This is a genomic window from Candidatus Pelagibacter communis, assembly GCF_001180185.1.
In the GTDB taxonomy this organism is placed as follows: Bacteria; Pseudomonadota; Alphaproteobacteria; order Pelagibacterales; family Pelagibacteraceae; genus Pelagibacter; species Pelagibacter ubique_F.
The window spans coordinates 1-1,296 of record NZ_CVSS01000023.1; the positions used below are offsets into that span (position 1 = coordinate 1).

1 protein-coding gene and 1 pseudogene are annotated in these 1,296 nt (G+C 30.6%); both read left to right on the forward strand.

The features are described 5' to 3' along the window. A pseudogene (locus AMN95_RS01910) lies at nt 1-328 on the forward strand (hypothetical protein); the annotation flags it as partial. Further along, on the forward strand, nt 325-1,296 hold a 972-nt coding region (locus tag AMN95_RS01915), incomplete at its 3' end, for an exonuclease domain-containing protein (protein ID WP_075522317.1). The pseudogene AMN95_RS01910 and the gene AMN95_RS01915, both read left to right, overlap by 4 nt.

Below are 1,296 nucleotides of genomic sequence, written 5' to 3' on the forward strand. Positions count from 1 at the left end.
TGAGGCAACTCTATATTATCCTGGGAAATATGCAGGTGCTGCAGATTGTATTGGTATTTATGAAAATAAAGAAACGATTATAGATTTTAAACAAAGCAACAAACCAAAAAAGGATGAGTGGATTGATGATTATTATCTTCAATGTGCGGCATATTCATTGGCTCACAATAAAGTTCATGGATCAAATATTTCTCAAGTAGCAATCCTTCTATGTACCAAGGACAATACTTTCCAAAGATTTATGATTGAGGGTGAAAGATTAATAAATTATCAAAATCAATTTATGGAAAAAGTTGAACAATTTTATTCACAAAGGATGGTAAATTGAATTATGTAGTGTGGGACATAGAAACGGACTCGGCACAATTAGATTGGGCTACCATGATTGAGATTGGTGCTATTTTATTAGATGAAAATTTTAATGAAAAAGAAAGATTTACAGCAAGATGCAGGATGCCACAAGACCGAGTTCCATCCGCAACTGCCTTATGTATAAATAAGTCAAACGTTGATTTGATTACCAAAGGTAACTTAAGTCATTACCAAATGATTGCTCAAGTAGAGAAAAAATTTCGTGAATGGTCACCTGCAACGTTTATGGGATTCAGCTCGATTGGATTCGATGACGAAATTATAAGGCGAGAGTTTTTTAAATCATTAAGAAAACCATATTTGATAAATACAGAGGGCAATTCAAGGCATGATGCATTAAACATGATCAAAGCAGCATTTGCTATTGATGAAAATGTTCTAAAAACTGAACTAAATCACAAAGGGAATAAATCTATGAAATTAGAGTCATTAGCAAGATTAAATGGCTTTGATTCTTCAGGAGCACATGGAGCTCTTTTCGACACTGAGTTAACTGTTAAGGTTTTAGGTTTATTAAAAGATAAGCAACCTGATTTGTGGCATGAATACTTAAAGACTAAAAGTAAAGTTGTTGTTGAAAACTTAATAAAACAGGAAAAAATGTTTACGATTAATGAGAATTTTTTTGGTAAAAATTATTTATTTTTAGTTGCTCCTTTACATCCAAATTCTTGTATGCACCCAGTTTATAAATGGGGACAGGTAGTAAATTTATCAGCAAATATTGAAGAATTGCAAAAGCTTAATTATCAGGATTTGAAAAAAGAGATGAAAAAATCACCTCGTTTTTATAAAACAATTAAATCTAATAAAGCGCCAATAATTTTAGATAAAAGTCTAGGTTTAAAAGTAGATCCATATAAAAAAATTGGAATTAATTTGTTAAACAGAAGAGCAGAATTAATGAAATCTAATGAAAAATTT